This is a genomic window from Pseudomonas sp. LFS044, assembly GCF_047978245.1.
Taxonomy (GTDB): Bacteria; Pseudomonadota; Gammaproteobacteria; order Pseudomonadales; family Pseudomonadaceae; genus Aquipseudomonas.
Window position 1 is genome coordinate 80,364 of record NZ_JBFPFX010000005.1, and the last position, 18,125, is coordinate 98,488.

17 protein-coding genes are annotated in these 18,125 nt (G+C 61.9%); 4 read left to right on the forward strand and 13 right to left on the reverse strand.

The features are described 5' to 3' along the window. Position 1: 1 nt before the first annotated feature. Both ACNQPL_RS05685 and ACNQPL_RS05690 read right to left on the reverse strand, forming a co-directional pair. Positions 2 to 1,180, reverse strand: a complete 1,179-nt coding sequence (locus tag ACNQPL_RS05685; RefSeq protein WP_416466174.1) for an amino acid ABC transporter permease — start codon at positions 1,178 to 1,180, stop codon at positions 2 to 4. Positions 1,181 to 1,247: 67 nt separating this feature from the next. Beyond that, entirely contained in the window at positions 1,248 to 2,276 is a 1,029-nt protein-coding gene (locus tag ACNQPL_RS05690; RefSeq protein ID WP_346615569.1) for an amino acid ABC transporter substrate-binding protein, read from the reverse strand. Between the two features lie 329 nt (positions 2,277 to 2,605). Here ACNQPL_RS05690 and ACNQPL_RS05695 point away from each other — a divergent pair, with 329 nt between their 5' ends. After that, the gene (locus ACNQPL_RS05695; protein WP_346615570.1) at positions 2,606 to 3,262 is read left to right on the forward strand and encodes an alpha/beta hydrolase; all 657 of its coding nucleotides are present in this window, start codon (positions 2,606 to 2,608) and stop codon (positions 3,260 to 3,262) included. 100 nt (positions 3,263 to 3,362) lie between these two features. Continuing rightward, complete coding sequence (gene rhlB, locus ACNQPL_RS05700) at positions 3,363 to 4,835, forward strand: ATP-dependent RNA helicase RhlB (protein ID WP_346615571.1); 1,473 nt, start codon at positions 3,363 to 3,365, stop codon at positions 4,833 to 4,835. Between the two features lie 113 nt (positions 4,836 to 4,948). Here rhlB and moaE read toward each other — a convergent pair whose 3' ends face one another. The 5 genes from moaE to ACNQPL_RS05725 all read right to left on the reverse strand — a co-directional run bounded on the left by moaE (position 4,949) and on the right by ACNQPL_RS05725 (position 9,041). Then, positions 4,949 to 5,395, reverse strand: coding sequence for a molybdopterin synthase catalytic subunit MoaE (moaE, locus tag ACNQPL_RS05705; RefSeq protein WP_346615572.1), 447 nt, complete (start codon positions 5,393 to 5,395; stop codon positions 4,949 to 4,951). 2 nt (positions 5,396 to 5,397) lie between these two features. Then, positions 5,398 to 5,643: a molybdopterin converting factor subunit 1 gene (gene moaD / locus ACNQPL_RS05710; RefSeq protein ID WP_416466175.1), complete on the reverse strand. Its 246-nt coding sequence runs from the start codon at positions 5,641 to 5,643 to the stop codon at positions 5,398 to 5,400. After that, positions 5,643 to 6,113 (reverse strand): cyclic pyranopterin monophosphate synthase MoaC, encoded by a 471-nt coding sequence (gene moaC / locus ACNQPL_RS05715; RefSeq protein WP_416466176.1) that lies wholly within the window; start codon positions 6,111 to 6,113, stop codon positions 5,643 to 5,645. The genes moaD and moaC overlap by 1 nt, the downstream gene beginning before the upstream one ends. Before the next feature lie 125 nt (positions 6,114 to 6,238). Beyond that, positions 6,239 to 7,633 (reverse strand): PhoH family protein, encoded by a 1,395-nt coding sequence (locus ACNQPL_RS05720; RefSeq protein ID WP_346615575.1) that lies wholly within the window; start codon positions 7,631 to 7,633, stop codon positions 6,239 to 6,241. 280 nt (positions 7,634 to 7,913) lie between these two features. Further along, the gene (locus ACNQPL_RS05725) at positions 7,914 to 9,041 is read right to left on the reverse strand and encodes a polysaccharide deacetylase family protein (protein ID WP_416466177.1); all 1,128 of its coding nucleotides are present in this window, start codon (positions 9,039 to 9,041) and stop codon (positions 7,914 to 7,916) included. Between the two features lie 136 nt (positions 9,042 to 9,177). On the opposite strand from ACNQPL_RS05725, the gene yaaA reads away from it, so the two are divergent. Continuing rightward, positions 9,178 to 9,957: a peroxide stress protein YaaA gene (yaaA, locus tag ACNQPL_RS05730; RefSeq protein WP_346615577.1), complete on the forward strand. Its 780-nt coding sequence runs from the start codon at positions 9,178 to 9,180 to the stop codon at positions 9,955 to 9,957. Positions 9,958 to 10,017: 60 nt separating this feature from the next. Here yaaA and ACNQPL_RS05735 read toward each other — a convergent pair whose 3' ends face one another. The 6 genes from ACNQPL_RS05735 to ACNQPL_RS05760 form a co-directional block, all read right to left on the reverse strand. Beyond that, complete coding sequence (locus ACNQPL_RS05735) at positions 10,018 to 11,235, reverse strand: efflux RND transporter periplasmic adaptor subunit (protein ID WP_346615578.1); 1,218 nt, start codon at positions 11,233 to 11,235, stop codon at positions 10,018 to 10,020. Further along, complete coding sequence (locus tag ACNQPL_RS05740) at positions 11,228 to 12,691, reverse strand: TolC family protein (RefSeq protein WP_346615579.1); 1,464 nt, start codon at positions 12,689 to 12,691, stop codon at positions 11,228 to 11,230. Before ACNQPL_RS05740 ends, ACNQPL_RS05735 begins: the two co-directional genes overlap by 8 nt. Continuing rightward, positions 12,684 to 13,853, reverse strand: a complete 1,170-nt coding sequence (locus tag ACNQPL_RS05745; protein ID WP_416466178.1) for an ABC transporter permease — start codon at positions 13,851 to 13,853, stop codon at positions 12,684 to 12,686. Before ACNQPL_RS05745 ends, ACNQPL_RS05740 begins: the two co-directional genes overlap by 8 nt. Continuing rightward, a complete protein-coding gene (locus ACNQPL_RS05750; RefSeq protein ID WP_416466179.1) occupies positions 13,846 to 14,511 on the reverse strand; it encodes an ABC transporter ATP-binding protein in 666 nt (221 codons plus the stop codon). The genes ACNQPL_RS05745 and ACNQPL_RS05750 overlap by 8 nt, the downstream gene beginning before the upstream one ends. Continuing rightward, positions 14,508 to 15,296, reverse strand: a complete 789-nt coding sequence (locus ACNQPL_RS05755; RefSeq protein ID WP_416466180.1) for a hypothetical protein — start codon at positions 15,294 to 15,296, stop codon at positions 14,508 to 14,510. Before ACNQPL_RS05755 ends, ACNQPL_RS05750 begins: the two co-directional genes overlap by 4 nt. Positions 15,297 to 15,394: 98 nt before the next feature. Beyond that, the gene (locus ACNQPL_RS05760) at positions 15,395 to 15,835 is read right to left on the reverse strand and encodes a hypothetical protein (RefSeq protein ID WP_416466181.1); all 441 of its coding nucleotides are present in this window, start codon (positions 15,833 to 15,835) and stop codon (positions 15,395 to 15,397) included. Positions 15,836 to 16,760: 925 nt separating this feature from the next. Here ACNQPL_RS05760 and ACNQPL_RS05765 point away from each other — a divergent pair. Beyond that, on the forward strand, positions 16,761 to 18,077 hold the full coding sequence (locus ACNQPL_RS05765) for a nucleotide sugar dehydrogenase (RefSeq protein ID WP_387525823.1): 1,317 nt from the start codon (positions 16,761 to 16,763) through the stop codon (positions 18,075 to 18,077). Positions 18,078 to 18,125: the final 48 nt, after the last annotated feature.

An 18,125-nucleotide genomic window follows, 5' to 3' on the forward strand; every position in this document is an offset into this window, starting at 1 on the left:
CTCACCGCTCGATCAGCGCAATGCGCTTGTTGTACCAGTTCATCAGCAGCGAAATGCTGATGCTGATGGCGAGATAGACACTCATGGTGATGGCAATCACCTCGATGGCCTGGCCGGTCTGGTTGAGCACGGTACCGGCGAACAGCGAGACCATCTCCGGGTAGCCGATACCAGCTGCCAGCGATGAGTTCTTCGCCAGGTTCAGGTACTGGCTGGTCAGCGGCGGAATGATCACCCGCAGGGCCTGAGGGATGATCACCTTGCGCAGGGTCGGGCCCTCGCGCAGGCCGAGCGAACGGGCAGCTTCGGTCTGGCCATGGCTGACCGAACGGATCCCCGAGCGCACGATTTCGGCGATGAACGCGGCGGTGTAGATAGTCAGTGCCAGCGTCAGCGCCAGCAGCTCGGGTATCAGCACCCAGCCGCCCACGAAGTTGAAGCCCTTCAGCTGCGGCACTTCCCAGTGCACCGGGGTGCCGAACAGCAGCGCACACAGGCCCGGGATGGCAATCAACAGCGCCAGCCCCACCCAGAACTTGTGGAACGGTTCGCCGGTTTCGTTGAAGCGCTTGTTGGCGTAACGCACCATCGCCACGATAGCCACGATCGCCAGCACCACCGCAACGACAAACGGCCAGAAGCCATCAGCCATGGCAGCGCCAGGCATGTTCAGGCCACGGTTGCTGATGAAGAACATATCGTCGATGTTGATGCTCCCCCGTGGCCCCGGCAGGGTCAGGAACACGGCGAAATACCAGAACAGGATCTGCAGCAACGGCGGGATGTTGCGGAAGGTTTCCACATACACCGTCGCCAGTTTGTTGATCATCCAGTTCGGCGACAGGCGCGCCACACCGATGATGAAGCCCAGCACCGTCGCCAGGATGACGCCGATGAAGGTCACCAACAGGGTATTGAGCAGGCCGATGACGAACACCCGCGCGTAGCTGTCGGATTCCACATAGGGGATCAGATGCTGGGCGATACCAAAGCCGGCACTGCGGTCGAGGAAGTCGAAACCCGAGGTGATCCCCCGGTGCTGCAAGTTGGTTTGAGTGTTGTGGAACAGGTACCAGCCCAGGCCCACCACGAAGATGATCGTGAGAACCTGGAACAGCCACGCGCGCACACGCGGATCGTTCAGGGATAGCCCCTTTTGTGCGCCGATTCGATTTTGCATGAAGTGCCCCGGACAGTAGGGATTCGAACAGCCTGCGGCGGCGGGATGCCGCCGCAGGGTGCAGCCATCAGCGCACAGGTGGCGCGTACTGGATGCCGCCGTTGTTCCACAGGGCGTTCATGCCACGGTCGATCTTCAAGTCAGTGCTCTGGCCCAGGTTCTTCTCGAACACTTCGCCATAGTTGCCCACTTGCTTGACGATCTGCACTACCCAGTCCTTGGGCAGTTTGAGGTCCTTGCCGTACTCGCCGTCAGCGCCGAGCAAACGGGCGTTGTCCGGGTTCTTGGTCGATTTGGCTTCAGCCTCGACAGTCTTCGAGGTGATACCCGCCTCTTCGGCGTTGAGCATGGCGAACAGGGTCCACTTGACGATGCTGAACCACTCCTCGTCGCCTTTGCGCACCACTGGGCCCAACGGTTCCTTGGAGATGGTTTCCGGCAACACCACGTAGTCGGTCGGCGCGGCCAGCTTGGAGCGCTGGGCGAACAGCTGCGACTTGTCCGAGGTCAGCACATCGCAACGGCCCGATTCCAGCGATTTGGCGCTTTCGTCAGAGGTGTCGAAGGTGATCGGGGTGTACTTCAGGCCATTGGCGCGGAAGTAGTCGGAAACGTTCAGCTCGGTGGTAGTACCGGCCTGGATGCAGATGGTCGCGCCATCGAGCTCCTTGGCACTGGAAACCCCCAGCTTCTTGTTGACCAGGAAGCCAACGCCGTCATAGTAGGTGACACCGGCAAACACCAGGCCCATGCCGGCATCGCGCGAGCTGGTCCAGGTGGTGTTGCGCGACAGCACGTCGACTTCGCCCGACTGCAGCGCAGTGAAGCGTTCCTTGGCGTTGAGCTGGCTGAACTTGACCTTGGTGGCGTCGCCGAACACGGCGGCGGCAACAGCGCGGCAGACGTCGGCATCGATACCGACGATCTTGCCCTGCGCATCAGGCACCGAGAACCCTGGAAGACCGTCGCTCACGCCACACTGGACGAAGCCCTTCTTCTTTACCGCATCGAGGGTGGCGCCGGCCTGGGCGTTGCTCACGGCGCCCAGCGCGGCGGCAGCGGTGAGGACTGCCAGGGTGGTTTTCAACATCTTCATTCACAACCTCCAAATCGCTCTTGTTGTATGAGCCGGAATTGCACCGCACCCTTATGAGGCGCATCCGACCCGTGTTGGCTTGTTCTTGGGTCAATTGGCGCAATGGGCTGTTCTATGACAGCCTTGCGTGCAAGGGTGTTACCGTGCCGGCCTGACCCTTGCATCGGATGTTCCATAGCAAACGGCGTACCACAGTCGACGGCTAAAGCGTTTAAGCGCACGTCAAGTAGGGAAAGTTGTATCGTTGCGACATTCTTTTTCTGACAATCATTTCCAGCGCCTTCTTTTTGCGCATGCCTTTACCAGATCCGCACACTTTCGGAGCAGTCATGACCAACCCGCTTATTCTCGAACCCCAGAAAACCGCAGACGCTTGTGTGATCTGGTTGCATGGCCTGGGCGCCGACCGTTACGACTTCCTACCGGTTGCCGAATTCATGCAGGAACGCCTGCTCAGCACACGCTTCGTCATGCCCCAGGCGCCAACCCGGCCGGTTACCATCAACGGCGGCTATGCAATGCCCAGCTGGTACGACATCAAGGCCATGACCCCGGCCCGCGCCATTGACGAAGCGCAATTGGAAGAATCGGCCGAGCAGATCATTGCGCTGATCAAGGCCGAACAGGGCAAAGGCATCAACTTGTCACGCATCTACCTGGCGGGGTTCTCTCAAGGGGGCGCAGTGGTGCTGCACACTGCCTATATAAAGTGGCAAGAAGCGCTGGGCGGCGTGATCGCACTGTCCACCTACGCGCCAACCTTCAGCGACAGCCACCAGCTCAGCGCCTGCCAACAGCGCACCCCTGCCCTGTGCCTGCACGGTGTGCATGATTCGGTGGTAATTCCAGCCATGGGCCGTACCGCCTTCGAGTACCTCAATACCTGGGGTGTTGCCGCCCAATGGCATGAATACCCGATGGAGCACGAAGTCGCTGTCGAGGAGCTGAGCGACATCTACAACTGGCTGAGCAAGCAGCTGCAATAAGCAGTATCTCTTGTAGTTGTGGTCCTATTCCGCTACGCCGCGTCCGGATCTTGCATTACACTGCCGGGCGTACATTCCTTAATCAGTTGATGAGACGATCGTGCTCAAGGCACTCAAAAAAATATTCGGCAAGGGAGACGCCGCGCCTCAGGCCGTCGCTCCTGCTGCCAGCCTCACGCCGCCCGCGCCCGCCGCGGCCCCCGTGGCTCAGCCCGAGCCGCAGCCCAGCCAACCGCGTGCCAAACCCGCCGCCAAGCCGGCTGTCGAGGCTCAAGCGCCTGCCGCAATGCCCGCTGCCGACAAGCCGGCCAAGGACAAACCGCGCCGCGAGCGCAAGCCCAAACCCCAGGCCAGCCTGTGGAAGCCGGAAGACTTCGTGGTCGAGCCGCAGGAAGGCAAAACCCGCTTCCATGACTTCAAGCTGTCCAACGAGGTGATGCACGCCATTCACGACCTGGGCTTCCCGTACTGCACGCCGATCCAGGCTCAGGTACTGGGTTACACCCTGCGTGGCCAGGACGCCATCGGCCGTGCCCAGACCGGCACCGGCAAAACCGCCGCGTTCCTCATTTCGATCATCTCCCAGCTGCAGCAGACGCCACCGCCCAAGGAACGCTACATGGGCGAACCGCGCGCGCTGATCATCGCGCCGACCCGCGAGCTGGTGGTACAGATCGCCAAGGACGCCGCTGCCCTGACCAAGTACACCGGCCTGAACGTCATGACGTTCGTCGGCGGCATGGACTTCGACAAGCAGCTCAAGGCCCTGGAAGCGCGCCATTGCGACATTCTGGTGGCCACCCCGGGCCGCTTGCTGGACTTCAACCAGCGCGGTGACGTGCACCTGGACATGGTCGAGGTGATGGTGCTGGACGAAGCCGACCGCATGCTCGACATGGGCTTCATCCCCCAGGTACGCCAGATCATTCGCCAGACCCCACCGAAAAGCGAGCGGCAGACCCTGCTGTTCTCTGCCACCTTCACCGATGACGTGATGAACCTGGCCAAGCAGTGGACCACCGACCCTGCCATCGTCGAGATCGAGCCGGAGAACGTCGCCAGCGAAACCGTCGAACAGCACGTCTATGCCGTGGCCGGCAGCGACAAGTACAAGCTGCTGTACAACCTGGTAACCCAGAACAAGTGGGAACGGGTGATGGTGTTCGCCAACCGCAAGGACGAAGTGCGGCGCATCGAGGAAAAACTGGTGCGTGACGGCATCAACGCCGCCCAGCTGTCGGGTGATGTGCCGCAGCACAAGCGTATCCGTACCCTGGAGAGCTTCCGCGAAGGCCGCATCACTGTGCTGGTGGCCACCGACGTGGCAGGGCGCGGCATTCACATCGACGGCATCAGCCACGTGATCAACTTCACCCTGCCGGAAGACCCGGACGATTACGTGCACCGTATCGGCCGTACGGGCCGTGCCGGCACCAATGGTGTGTCGATCAGCTTTGCCGGTGAGGACGACTCGTATCAGCTGCCTGCGATCGAAGAGCTGCTGGGGCGCAAGATCAAGTGCGAGATGCCCCCGGACGAGCTGCTCAAACCGGTGCCGCGCAAGCATCATTGATAGCCAGGGCTGCTCTGCAGCCCAATCGCCGGCCAGCCGGCGCCCCCCCGCGCCGCCGGGGGGCGGCGGCTGCCCGGCGATCCGGGGCAAAGCCCCGGCCATTCAATCAGGCCTTACCAGCGCCCCGCCGCGTCCTGATCGCTCTGCTTGCCTTCCACCCACCGCGGCCCCTCCTGGGTGTTCTCCTTCTTCCAGAACGGCGCGCGGGTCTTCAGATAATCCATGATGAAATTGCAGGCATCGAACGCCGCCTGCCTGTGCGCACTGGCCACGCCGACGAACACGATCGGCTCTCCGGGCTGCAGTGCACCAATGCGATGCAGCACCTCGACCTTGAGCAACGGCCAGCGCTGTTCGGCCTCGACCACGATCTTGGCCAGGGCCTTCTCGGTCATCCCCGGATAGTGCTCGAGGAACATCCCCGCCACATCCCGACCGTCGTTGAAATCACGCACATAGCCGACAAAGCCGACCACCGCCCCCACGCCGACGTTGGCGGCGTGCATGGCATTGACCTCTGCGCCCGGGTCGAACGCCGCTTGCTGCACTCGCACCGCCATGCTCAGCCTCCGGTGACCGGTGGGAAAAACGCCACCTCATCGCCCGCTTCCAGCGGCTCGTCCAGCCTGCACAGCTCTTCGTTGCGTGCGCACATCAGGTTCTGCTCGGCCAGCACCTCGTACTGCCCACCCTTGGCGACCAAGGCCAGGCGAACATCGTCGACCACCTTGAATTCACCTTCCAGGCGCTCGGCATCCACACCGAGCAACTCGCGGTAACGGGCAAAGTACATCACTTTCACATTCATCACGCCTCCACCTTGTAGTGGCCGCTCTTGCCGCCCAGCTTCTCCAGCAGGCGCACCTGCTCGATGACCATGCCCTTGTCCACGGCCTTGCACATGTCGTAGATGGTCAGCGCGGCGACGCTGGCGGCGGTCAGCGCTTCCATCTCCACACCGGTCTGCCCGGCCAGCTTGCAGCGGGCGACAATGCGCACGGCATCCGCGCCTTCGGCACTGAGTTCGACCTTGACGCTGGTGAGCATCAGCGGATGGCACAGCGGGATCAGGTCACTGGTCTTTTTCGCTGCCTGAATGCCGGCAATACGCGCCACGGCGAACACATCGCCCTTGGGGTGCTCGCCATCGACGATCATCTGCAAGGTCTGCGGCAACATGCGCACGCGCGCTTCGGCAATGGCCTCGCGCTCGGTCACGGCCTTTTCAGTGACATCGACCATGTTGGCGCGGCCCTGGGAATCAAGATGTGTCAGCACTGCTCTGCTCCTGTGAAGGGAACACAGAGTGTAAACCTGTGGGTCAGGTTTGAGCAGTGGAATGTACAGTCAGCGGTGGCTTGCCACGCAAAGAGGCCGGGCGGAGCTCCGCCCGGCCAGTGGGGTTACAGATGCGACTCGGCATACTCGGCCAGCACCGAGCGCGGGACGCCCTGCAAGGTGATGTGCACGCCGTGGGGGAAGTCCTTGAAGCGCTCGGTCAGGTAGGTGAGGCCCGAGCTGGTCGCGGACAGGTAGGGGGTGTCGATCTGCGCCAGGTTGCCCAGGCAGACCACCTTGGAACCGGAGCCGGCACGGGTGATGATGGTTTTCATCTGGTGCGGCGTGAGGTTCTGGCACTCGTCGATCAGGATAAGGCTCTGCTGGAAGCTGCGGCCACGGATGTAGTTCAGCGATTTGAATTGCAGCGGTACCCGCTCAAGGATGTATTCGACACTGCCATGGGTGCTTTCGTCATCCATGTGCAAGGCTTCGAGGTTGTCGGTGATGGCGCCCAGCCAAGGCTCCATCTTCTCCGCTTCGGTGCCCGGCAGGAAGCCGATTTCCTGGTCCAGCCCCTGCACGCTGCGGGTGGCGATGATGCGCCGGTAGCGCTTGCTGACCATGGTCTGCTCGATGGCTGCAGCCAAGGCCAGGATGGTCTTGCCGGAACCGGCGGCGCCGGTCAGGTTGACCAGGTGGATATCCGGGTCGAGCAGCGCGAACAGCGCCAGGCTCTGGTGGATATCCCGCGGTTTCAGGCCCCAGGCCTCCTGGTGCAACAGGGGTTCCTGATGCAGGTCGAGCAGCAGCAGCTCGTCGTTGCGGATGCCCTTGATCCAGCCTACGAAACCTTGCTCATCAATGATGAACTCATTGATGTGCACAGCCGGCAGGTTGTCGATCATCTGTACCCGATGCCAGGTGCGACCCCGCTCCTGACGGGTATCGACCTTGCTGACGCGGTCCCAGAACGAGCCGGTGACCGAATGGTAGCCCTTGGACAACAGCGACACGTCATCCACCAACTGGTCGGTGCTGTAGTCCTCGGCCGCAATACCGCAGGCGCGCGCCTTCAGGCGCATGTTGATGTCTTTGGTGACCAGCACCACGTCGAAGTCGGTGCGCCGGGCGCGGACTTCGAGCAACTGGTTGATGATGATGTTGTCGTTGAGGTTCTCCGGCAGCAGCTTGTTCGGCTCGTTGCGCGGGGTCATCAGGATGGACAGGAAGCCCTTGGGCCCACTTTTGTTGCGTTGGATCGGCACACCCTGCTCGACATCGCTGGGCGAGGCATCACCTAGGGTCTGGTCGATCAGGCGGATGGCCTGGCGGCATTCGGCGGCGATGGTCTGTTTACCGGTCTTGAGCTTGTCGAGTTCCTCCAGCACTGTCATGGGTATGGCGACGTGGTGCTCCTCGAAGTTGAGTAATGCGTTGGGGTCGTGAATCAGGACGTTGGTATCGAGCACATAGAGGATTGGCTTGCTGGAGGAAGGGTTGCGTCCTTGGTCATCCATACTCGGTCACCTTATGTCGAAGCCACACGGCGCGGTCTGCTGCGCCGCAGAGTGACTGCCGTGCTCCCCGTATCCGCGTTGCTACGGGCGGGAAGTAACCTGGCAAGGTGGGCTTGGATGACGCCACCTGTGCTGCAGGAATCGGCTGTCTGGTTTCTTCATACAGCAAAAACGATGACTAAAAAAAGCGTTTTTTCGTGTTGATGAAGTTTATTTTTCCGAATGACGAATAGGCCTTGGCGCTGACCCCAGACGGGTCTACAGTCAAAAATCGAACCCGTTATTCCTGATAGCCGTATTCGCGGCAATCCTCCCAACCGATGCCACTTTGTGCGGTATAGCGCAGCAACCATTCCACTGCCGGCTGAGCCTTAGGCAGGCTGTCGTGGAACTGAATCACGCCCTTGCGCCACAGCAGCATCAACGTCACCACCCGCTGGGCTGACGCTTCAGCAGTCAACGGGCCGTCATCCTGGGCATCGATATCCCACAGCGAAACACGCAGTTGCTGGCTGGCCATGAACGCCTCGCCATCGGCCCGGCGCTGGCCATACGGTGGGCGGAACAGCGGCACATATTGCTCCGGCAAATCGGCCTGCACCCGGGCCTGGCTACGTTTGAGCGAATCCTGCCAACCATTCCACTGGGCATGCGAGCGGTATTCCCAGCCCTGAATACCCACGCATTGCCCTTTATAAAGTCGGCTCAGCGCGCCCACGGCACCGGCATCACGGCGCTGCTGCAAGCGGTTGCCCAAGACGAAGAACGTGCCCTGCAGCTTCTGTTTGCGCAGGTAATGGGCCAGCGTATCGGTGGTGCTGCCTTCGGGGCCAGGGCCACCAACGAAGGTCAGAAGGAACATGCGATCGTTCAGCTCATCGCCATTGCGCTCGCGGTTGGACAGGCGCTCGACCTCGCTGCTGGTCTGTGGCAACAACGCCGCCTTGCGCAGTTGTTCATCAAGGTAGCGCACATGGAACTGGTGACTAGGCTCTATCCAACCTGTATAGAACGTGCCGACATCAGCTGCAAATGTCGCCGCCTTGGTGCGTAAGTCAGCCATGGACTCAACCAGATAGCAGAACGAGGCATCCTGCTCGCAACTGCGCTGCGCCTGCTGGTAACCCTGCCACAAACGCTGCCACATGCGTGCCCGTACTGCTCGCACCTTCTGCAGGTTGATCTGCCGCAGCCCCAAGCGTGCCGCCAGGGTAGCGTCATCCAGCAGCTCGCTTTCATGCAGTACCTGGGCAAACGACAGGATCTCCGCCCGCGAGGCCACATCGAACAGCGCCGGGCTGTCCAGTTGCTCGGGCCACAGGCTGCGGTCGAGGCTGGCCGGGGGAATGGGGGCGGCCTGGGCGGCCAGGCTCATCATCAAGGCCAGCAGGGCACCGGCAATGCGCACGATCGGTCTCTCCGTGACGGCGAAACGGGCACTATAGCGCCTGCTCAAACGATGGTCTGTGTCTATTGTCACCATAGTTTGGCGTTCACCCCTTCAATCCGTAGAATCCCCGGCAACGATTCCAGGAGCCGACCCGATGCTGACGGTGATTTCCCCCGCCAAGACCCTCGATTACGACACCCCGCCGGTGACCGAGCGTTTCACCCTGCCCCAGTACCTGGACGACTCCCAGGCGCTGATCGTGCAGCTGCGCGAGCTGTCGCCGGCGCAGATCAGCGAACTGATGCACCTGTCGGACAAACTCGCCGGCCTCAACGCCGCACGCTTTGGCAGCTGGACCCCAGACTTCACCCCGGCCAACGCCAAGCAGGCGCTGCTGGCCTTCAAGGGCGACGTGTACACCGGCCTGGATGCCGAAACCCTCGGCGAGGACGACTTTACCTACGCCCAGCAGCACCTGCGCATGTTGTCGGGCCTTTACGGCCTGTTGCGGCCACTGGACCTGATGCAGCCCTACCGCCTGGAAATGGGCACCAAGCTGGCCAACAGCCGCGGCAAGGACCTGTATGCCTTCTGGGGCACACGCATCAGCGAATGGCTGAACCAGGCAATGGCCGACCAAGGTGATGACCTGCTGCTGAACCTGGCCAGCAACGAGTATTTCAGCGCCGTGAAACGCACCGCGCTCAAGGGCCGGGTGATCAACGTCGACTTCAAGGACCAGAAAAACGGCCAGTACAAGATCATCAGCTTCTACGCCAAGAAAGCCCGCGGCATGATGAGCCGCTTCGTCATCCAGGAGCGGGTCAACGACCCGGAGCAGCTCAAGCAGTTCGATGTGCAGGGCTACTACTACAGTGCCGAGCAGTCCAAAGCTGATCATCTGGTGTTCCTGCGCGACCACCCTGCCGACTGATCGGCGCAACACCTGCCTGTGGGCGCCGGCTTGCTGGCGACAGGGCCGCAACGCGGCCCCCTACGGGACCTGCACATAACCCGCCTGCAGCCCTTGCACTTCTACCCCTTGCGCTACCGCGATACCGACCGTGACCGCGACCCTGCGCTCCGGCCCATCAGCCGCACTGCGGTAGCGCACGTAATCGCGCCCTGCCTCATCCACCCGCAGTGCTTGCGCTGGCACCGCAACCCCCTGCTCCGTTCGATGAACCCTCACTGTCAACTGCGCACTCATCCCCAGGCGCAGCCCCAATTCCGTTGGCTCGCGAGGCGCATCCAGTTCCACCAGCACGTCATACCAAGCCCCCTGCCCCGCATCGTCCCTGGCCTGAAGCCCGATGCGCCGCACCTTGCCTGCCAGTGCCTGGCCCGCGACCAACACATCGGCCTGCTGCCCCTCGCGCAGCCAGGCAAGATCCTGTTCGTGCACCCCGGCCAGCACCTGCAGCTGGCCCAGGTCGATCAGCGCCAGCAATGGGGTGCCTTGGCTGACCTGCTGGCCAGCCTGCACGGCGCGTGCAGCTGCGCCGTCGCGGCTACCGACGGGCGCAACCAGGGCGGCGAAAGGTGCAGTGCCTACCTGCCGCTGTCGCAGTGCCAGCAATGCCTGCCAACGCGCTTGGGCGTTGGTCAGTTCCATCTGCGCGATGCGTAACCCATCACCCTGCCCACGCGCCAGCACCCCCTGCAGTTCGTCTTCGGCATCCTGCAAGGCCTGGCGCTGCGCCGACACTTGCTGCGCCAGGCTGTCGACCTCGATACGGGCAACGATCCCGCGCTCGAACAAGCGCCGCGTGTCTACCAACGCCGCCTGGCTGAGCGCCAGCGAAGCGCGGCCGGCCAGCACCGACCGGCGTGCCCGCGTGACCTCAGGCCCCGCCTGCCAGCCCTGCAACTGCCGGTGGCTCGCACGGGCTTTGAGCCACTCGGCCTCGGCCTGACGTGTCTGCACATCGATCTGGGCGGTATCGAGCCTGTACAGCGGCTGGCCAGCGCTCACCCGCTGCCCTTCGGCGACCATCAGCGCGGCGACCACCGCGTCAAAGGGCGCAGCTTGAATTTCCTGGCGCGCCGCCTGGACCTTGCCGACCAGGCCCAAGCGACGCTCGAGCCGTTGCGGCTCCACCCACACCCAGCGCTCGTCAGCAATCGGCGGCTCGGCAGCGGGCCACGCCCACCACAGCACCGGCGCCAGCAGCCCGGGCAGCAGCCATGCCAACCGCCGCCAGCTAGTCATTCAGCGCGACCGCCCAGCGCTCCAGCGTGGTGCCCAGAACCTGGTCAAGTTGCGCCTGGCCATTGAGGTAGGCGATCCTGGCATCGAGTTCGGCATGCTGGGCCTGGCGCAGGTCGCCCTCGAAACTCAGCACCTGGAAGTTGCTTGAGCGCCCCGCTGCCAGCCGCTCCCGCTCGATCTCCAGCTTGCGCCGCGACAACGCCAAGGCCCGCCCGGCAATTTCCAGCTGACGCCAGCGTACCTGGGTATCACGCACCGCACCCAGCACCTCACGCTGTAACTGTTGGTGGAACTCGGCAAGGCTGACCTGCTGGTTCTCCACAGCCACCCGCGCCCGTACCTCGGCCTGGCGGCGGCTCAAGTCGCCGATGGGAATTTCCACCTCCAGGCCCAGATAGTGCTCCCAGCTGGCGTGGTTGCCTGGCCGCTGGCGAGTCTGGCTGGCTCCACCGACCAGGGCCAAGTCCCACCACTGGCCGTTGCGCGCCACCTGCAGGTCGATGGCCGCCTGTTCGCCGCTGATCAACTGCATCAGATAGGCCGGTTGCAGCGCTTGCGCTTTCACCAGCGCCTGCTCGGCATCCACCTGCAAGCGCTGAACCTCAACCCGCTCCACCGCCCGCAAAGGCGCGCCAAGGTCCACGGCCAACACCTGGGCCAGGGCCTGCCGGCTGGCATGCAGCTGATTGCGGCTACCTTCCAGTGCCAGTTCCTGGCTGGCCACTTCGGCCTCAGCCTGAACCCTGTCGAACGCTGCCATACGCCCGGAGGCGATCAACGCCTGGTTGACCTCGAGCAATTGCCGCGCCCGCGCCAGCGCCTGCTCGGCGATACTCAATTGTTCCTGGGTTTGCAGCAGCTCGCGGTAATGCAGGATGGTACGGGTGATGGCCAGGGCCACGCTGTCCTTGAGCGCCAACCGGTTGAGTTGCTCAGTCAGCTGGGCCTGGCGCAGGGGCGCGCTGGCCACCTCCCGCCCGGCGCCACGCAACAGCGGTTGGATCACCATCAGGTTGGCGCCATCCCGGTATCGTGCGCCAGCCCGGTCGGCGCGAGTTTGGCCATAGGCCCAATCCAGGCTCAGGCGAGTGCCGTAGGGTGTGAGCAAGCTCGCCGAGGGGGCCAGCTGGGTTTCGCGGTAGTGATCATCACTGTTGCGGTTACCCAGGTAGCGGGCCTTGAGTTGCAGCTGCGGGGCATAGCGATCATGCGCCACGCGCAGGTCGAATTTCTGCGCGATGCGTTCAAGGTAGGCACTGCGGACAGCGCGGTTGTCGCGCAGGGCCAGGGCGATGGCATCGGCAAGTTCAAGCTCCACTTCACCGCCTTCGGAGGCTGTCCAGGCGATGGCGGATACTGCCAGTGCCTGGCTGGGGTAAGACGGGCGCAACACTTCGGTGGCACATGCCGACCCGCCCAGCAATGCCAGCCACAGGGCAAGCAAAGGCCTAATCATCCCGCAGTGCCAGCACCGGCTGCAGGCGTGCGGCAGCGAGCGCCGGCTGCAGGCCGAAAAACAACCCAAGCGCCAGCGCACTGCCCATACCCAGCGGTATCGAGAACACATGCAGGGCAAAGCCCCACCCGGACATCAGGACAAAGCCTGCGGCAGCCACCAGCCCCAGCAGCGCCCCAAGCACTGCCCCACCCGCTGCCAGCAACACGGCCTCGAGCAAGAACAGCCAGGCGATGTCGCGGGCACGTGCGCCCAACGCCAGGCGCACGCCGATTTCGCGGCGCCTTTGCGTTACGCTCATCAACATCACATTCATCACCCCCACCCCACCCAGCAGCAAGGCGATACCCGCGAACCCACCCAACATCCAGTTGAACATCCGTGACTGGTTGGCCATGCCTTCAAGCAACTGCTGGGGCAACTGCACGTCCACTTCGTACCCCGGCAAGCGTGCGCGCAGGTAGCGGGCGAGCAATTGCGCGGTGCGTTGCTGGCCTGCCGCGTCATGCCCACGGGCAAGCAGCATGCCGGCTTGCGGGGCAACGCCCAGGCGGCGCATGCCTGCCAGCGGCATCAACAACGCCTCGTCGACTTCCAAGGGCAGTAGCGGGTTGTGGCCGCGGGGCGCCAGCACGCCAACTACCTCGAACAGATAGCGGGCCAGCTGCAGGTAATCGCCTACCGTTGCATTCAAATGGAGGGCCAACGCAGCCCCCAACAGCACGTGCGTGGCATCGTCGTCATAGCTGGACAACAACCGGCCTTGCCTGGCCTCCAGGCCCAATACCGGTGCCAACTGCAAGGTGCTGCCAGCGACCATGACCTCCTGGCGCACACTCGCCAGTTGCAGCGTGGCTACCGTGACCATCAGTGGCGCCGCGGCGCGAATGGAGGCAGGCAACCCGGCAAGGTCCAACGTTGCCGGCACCACGCCTTCTGCCTCAGCCTGCAGATTGGCGACCAGCAGCTCGCTCCCCATGCCCTGATACAACTGCTGTGCATGCTGCGCCGCACTGTGGCCGATGTTGAGCAAGGCCACCAGCGCGGCACAGCCCACGGCGATGCCGATCAACGCCAGCCCTGTGCGACGGCCCGCCTGGCGCAAGCCGGCCAACGCCTCGCCCAGGCGCTGTGACCAGGAAGGCCCATAGCACTCAGGCATCGAAGGCCCCGCCATTACGTACTTCGATGCAACGGTCCATGCGCCGTGCCATGGCGGGATCGTGCGTGACCATCAGCAAGGTCACACCGCGCTCGCGATTGAGCCGCAGCAACAGCCCGGCAATCTCCTCGGCCGTGGCGCCATCGAGGTTGCCAGTCGGCTCATCGGCCAGCAGCAACGCAGGCTCGGTCACCAGCGCCCGGGCGATGGCCACCCTTTGCCGCTGGCCGCCGGACATGTCGGCCGGCAAGTGTTGCGCCCGCTCGCCAAGCCCGACCGCCTCCAGCTGCGCCCGCGCTGCCCGCCGCGCGGCCGCTTGCCCAATGCCGCGGTAGCTCAGCGGCAAGGCGACGTTGTCCAGCGCAGAAAGCCGCGGCAGCAGGTTGAAGCTCTGGAAGATGAAACCCAGCATGCGGTTGCGCAGGATTGCCCGTTGGTCTGCCGTGGTTGCCGTCATGTCCCGGCCGGCCAGCATCATCCGGCCGCAGCAAGGCTGGTCGAGCAGGCCAATCAGGTTGAGCAAGGTGCTTTTGCCCGCGCCGGAGGGGCCGATGATGGCGCAGGTCTGGCCGTGCGGGATGGTGAGTGAAAGGTTGTGCAGCACCGGTTCAGTGCCCAGTCGGCGCGTAATGCCCTGAAGGGTGACGATCGGGTTCATGCTTTGGGTTCCCCGTTGGGCGAACCTTCAGCCTGCGGGTCGAGTGGGTTAGCCATAGCGTCCTTCGCCGGCGCCCATTCTTTGGCAATCATGTCGATCAGCGAAGTATTGAATTCAGGCCATTCAACTTCGGAAATCGAGAATTGCATCATGATGTCAGCTTCGTAATTCCCCAGCTGCGCTTGTTCAATGGGAGGTAATGACCTGTAGTAATCGAGCATTTCATAAAGCCCCTGATCTTTACTTCCTGTCGTTTGAATTTCAGCACTGATTTTATGGCCCATATAAACAGTCCACTCACATTCGCGCTTACTCAGCTCTTGCCAGGCGGCATGGCGTTCATTCATTGTAAATTCACCGCCTTCGTCATACACGATCAAGCTCAACTGCTCTCGAGCGAGTTGCCCGAAAGGGTTCTCTTCCTTACCGTTTAAAAATGCTGTCGCCTGCCGCGCGCGCTCCAGCAATGCAGAATCTTCGGTATCCGGGACGAAGGCGTCGTAGGCACTTTTGCTGAATTGGTAACTGCCGCCCCACACTTTATCCAGTATCGTTTTGGCCAGCTCCGCAAGCTCTTTTCGACCCAACTGAGCATCCCTGGACGCCGCGCGTGTTGCGGCATCGCTGAGCTGGCGGGCTAACGACGATATCTCACTTCGCGTGTCCGATGAGGGCGCTGTTACAGGCTTTGTCTGTTCAGCTTCAGCAGGATCAGCGACGCGCCTGATAGGTACTGAATTATTTAAATTCAATTCGCGCATCACGAAAGTATTGATGATTTCCATAACTCACCCATGTCACTATTGCGCAAGCAAATGGTATATGCCTAAACAATCTGCCTCGCAGGCTCACAGGCGAGGCAGATTGCAGCCACTGGAATGAGTTACTTCATGGTGAACTCAACACTCCATGAATTATCCGCGCGCGTGCTGGTTATATTCGCTGTACACGTTGCTCCCCCGCTGGGCGTCGCAGTTTTGGTCCACTGGGGTTGTTTTATCCCACCGGGAAGTACGCGCATCTGGAAAGTTGTACCAAATGCGCACGTTTTACGGCCAATGGTATAGCGAACCATGGCGGCATTGACGTCTGGGCTTACCACGCGCTGCACGTTGAAGTTGATCTGGCCACCCGCGGGGACCCCTTGGGCCGGTTTAGGGCTGGCTATCTGATAGGTACTGGTCTCGTTCGACGTAACCATCTTCAACTCTGCGGGTACAGTCCCCACATTTTTGAACGTCACATTGACGTTAGGCCCAGCCTGCGCCAACCCGGCAGCAAGCAGCGATACGGTGGCGAGCAAAACCTGCGATGTCTTTTTCATTAGCGTCATCTCGTCTCTTCCCTGTGGTTAAGGATGAGACGCCCCTGGTGGCCAGTGGCCCCAGGCTGCCCAAGACGCTCCGTCGTACATGAACAGCTCCAAGTGAGCGTCCCTTGGGGTTAACGACCACCCCGGGCAAAACCTTAGCTTTCGTAAGGCTTTGCAGTGTTTCCGAATGTGAGCACGCACCACCAGGGGGCATGCATCACCGCGCCACCATGTCAACGAATCGGCGCCATAAATCCGTCGAGAGTGGGGTTATCGCCAACCGTCATAAGACCGTTCGTACTTTTTTGACGAATTTTGAAAAAATTTTTTCGATACTGGCATAAAAACATCTCCCCTCAGGCTCGCCCTTTATATACAGGGGTAAAACGCCCCTGTGCTATCAGTTTGAAAGTATTTGCCACTGAAGAATTATTTAGAAATCTTTCATCGAGGCAAAACTCACCCAGGAACTTCTCCTGCGACCTATCGCTCATAGTGCCGTAACGAATTTCATGCCCCGACGGTGTGAGAGATGACTTACAGATGACAACCGGCAGGCATCAAACGCCCGCCCCAGAAACTTCGACAGGTGCCACAGGTTCCCCTGAACGCCCTGTCCATGCAGGAGAGCCGCGCCCCTTTAAACTCGTCCTAGTGGTTGATTTCAAAGGATTTATCCACTTGAAAAAACAAGCACAGCAGGGCGCCACGTAGCGCTTTGCAATAAAGACGGCTGCATTTCAGGGCACGCCTTTTAATTACTGGCCTTTAACTGCCAACTTTGAGTGCATAACTTTTTGCGCTCCGGATTTATTCATGCCTGCGCTCGGTGAAGTGTGCATTCGCCAGGGATCCGTGCGCCCTGAAACTGATGTTAATCAACCCAGTCCGGCTCTTCCCGGAAGAGCTGACGTGATAAACACATGAGGTGATAGCGATGCGTATCAGCATCTTTGGTTTGGGTTATGTGGGTGCGGTCTGTGCAGGCTGCCTGACGGCGCGAGGCCATGACGTGATCGGTGTGGACGTGTCCAGCACCAAGATCGACCTGATCAATCAGGGCAAGTCGCCCATTGTCGAACCTGGCCTGGAAGCACTGCTGCAGCAAGGCATCGCCAATGGCCGCCTGCGTGGCACCACCGACTTCGCCGAGGCCATCCGCGCCAGCGACGTGTCGATGATCTGCGTCGGTACCCCCAGCAAGAAAAACGGCGACCTGGGCCTGGAATACATCGAGTCGGTGTGCCGCGAAATCGGTTATGTCCTGCGCGACACCACCCGCCGCCACACCATCGTAGTGCGCAGCACCGTGCTGCCTGGCACCGTGAAGAACGTGGTCATCCCGATCCTCGAAGACTGCTCGGGCAAGAAAGCCGGCGTCGACTTCGGCGTTGCGGTCAACCCTGAGTTCCTGCGTGAAAGCACCGCGATCAAGGACTACGACCACCCACCGATGACCGTCATCGGCGAGCTGGACACCGCCAGCGGCGACGTGCTGCAGAGCCTGTACGAAGAACTCGACGCACCGGTCATCCGCAAGCCGATCGAAGTGGCCGAGATGATCAAGTACACCTGCAACGTGTGGCACGCCACCAAGGTCACCTTCGCCAACGAAATCGGCAACATCGCCAAGGCTGTCGGTGTCGATGGCCGCGACGTGATGGACGTGGTCTGCCAGGACAAAGTACTGAACCTGTCGCAGTACTACATGCGCCCAGGCTTCGCCTTCGGCGGCTCCTGCCTGCCCAAGGACGTGCGCGCCCTCACCTACCGCGCCTCCAGCCTCGACGTACGGGCACCGCTGCTCGATTCGCTGATGCGCAGCAACGAGTCGCAGGTGCAGAACGCCTTCGAACTGATCGAAGCCCACGACAAGCGCAAGGTCGCCTTGCTCGGCCTGAGCTTCAAGGCCGGCACCGACGACCTGCGTGAAAGCCCCCTGGTGGAACTGGCCGAGCGCCTGATCGGCAAGGGCTACCAGCTGGACATCTACGACGAGAACGTCGAGTACGCCCGTGTTCACGGTGCGAACAAAGAGTACATCGAGTCGAAGATCCCGCACGTGTCGTCGCTGCTCAACGCCAACTTCCAGCAGGTCATCGACAACGCCGACATCATCGTCCTGGGTAACCGCGACGAGCAGTTCCGCGCCCTTGCCCAGCAGGCTCCGGACGGCAAGCAAGTGATCGACCTGGTCGGCTTCATGAGCAAACCGACCTGCACCACCAGCCGTACCGAAGGCATTTGCTGGTAAGCCCTCGGCCGGGCAACGCAGGGCGCTCTGCACAGAGCCTCTGCGCTG

Bases quoted from the DNA above. Each gene is read 5' to 3' on its own strand.
- ACNQPL_RS05685 (WP_416466174.1), bottom strand. From the start codon at position 1,180: ATGCAAAATCGAATCGGCGCACAAAAGGGGCTATCCCTGAACGATCCG.
- ACNQPL_RS05690 (WP_346615569.1), bottom strand. From the start codon at position 2,276: ATGAAGATGTTGAAAACCACCCTGGCAGTCCTCACCGCTGCCGCCGCG.
- ACNQPL_RS05695 (WP_346615570.1), top strand. From the start codon at position 2,606: ATGACCAACCCGCTTATTCTCGAACCCCAGAAAACCGCAGACGCTTGT.
- moaE (WP_346615572.1), bottom strand. From the start codon at position 5,395: ATGGCGGTGCGAGTGCAGCAAGCGGCGTTCGACCCGGGCGCAGAGGTC.
- moaD (WP_416466175.1), bottom strand. From the start codon at position 5,643: ATGAATGTGAAAGTGATGTACTTTGCCCGTTACCGCGAGTTGCTCGGT.
- ACNQPL_RS05720 (WP_346615575.1), bottom strand. From the start codon at position 7,633: ATGGATGACCAAGGACGCAACCCTTCCTCCAGCAAGCCAATCCTCTAT.
- yaaA (WP_346615577.1), top strand. From the start codon at position 9,178: ATGCTGACGGTGATTTCCCCCGCCAAGACCCTCGATTACGACACCCCG.
- ACNQPL_RS05735 (WP_346615578.1), bottom strand. From the start codon at position 11,235: ATGACTAGCTGGCGGCGGTTGGCATGGCTGCTGCCCGGGCTGCTGGCG.
- ACNQPL_RS05740 (WP_346615579.1), bottom strand. From the start codon at position 12,691: ATGATTAGGCCTTTGCTTGCCCTGTGGCTGGCATTGCTGGGCGGGTCG.
- ACNQPL_RS05745 (WP_416466178.1), bottom strand. From the start codon at position 13,853: ATGCCTGAGTGCTATGGGCCTTCCTGGTCACAGCGCCTGGGCGAGGCG.
- ACNQPL_RS05750 (WP_416466179.1), bottom strand. From the start codon at position 14,511: ATGAACCCGATCGTCACCCTTCAGGGCATTACGCGCCGACTGGGCACT.
- ACNQPL_RS05755 (WP_416466180.1), bottom strand. From the start codon at position 15,296: ATGGAAATCATCAATACTTTCGTGATGCGCGAATTGAATTTAAATAAT.
- ACNQPL_RS05760 (WP_416466181.1), bottom strand. From the start codon at position 15,835: ATGAAAAAGACATCGCAGGTTTTGCTCGCCACCGTATCGCTGCTTGCT.
- ACNQPL_RS05765 (WP_387525823.1), top strand. From the start codon at position 16,761: ATGCGTATCAGCATCTTTGGTTTGGGTTATGTGGGTGCGGTCTGTGCA.